Annotated in this window: 1 protein-coding gene; it reads left to right on the top strand. The window is 70.0% G+C overall.

Annotated features, from left to right (window positions below; genetic code table 11):
• Positions 1-310: hypothetical protein (locus PUR56_RS01975; protein ID WP_329947584.1), on the top strand; the 310-nt coding region annotated here is incomplete at both ends.

Below are 310 nucleotides of genomic sequence, written 5' to 3'. Positions count from 1 at the left end.
CGAGCTTCCGACCTACGCCTACCAGCACCAGCGGTACTGTCTGCAAGCAGCATCGCCCGGCCGTTCGGAGGAACCTGCGGAGGCGGGCTTCTGGAACGTAGTCGAGAGGGGCGATCTCCCGGCGTTCGCAGCGGAGTTGGGTGTCGATACCGATGCCTCCGCCACCGTGCTGCCCGCGCTGTCGACCTGGCGGGCGCGCGGCCAGGTACGGTCGCTCATCGACGGCTGGCGATACCGCGTCACCGGGAAGCCGGTCGCCGATCCCGGCGCGGCCCGGGTCGACGGATCCTGGCTGCTTCTCGGTGAGGAC

This window comes from Streptomyces sp. BE303, from assembly GCF_036290945.1.
Classification (GTDB): domain Bacteria; phylum Actinomycetota; class Actinomycetes; order Streptomycetales; family Streptomycetaceae; genus Kitasatospora.
The sequence above is the reverse complement of the archived record's forward strand: the minus strand, read 5'-3'. Positions and strand labels throughout refer to the sequence as shown.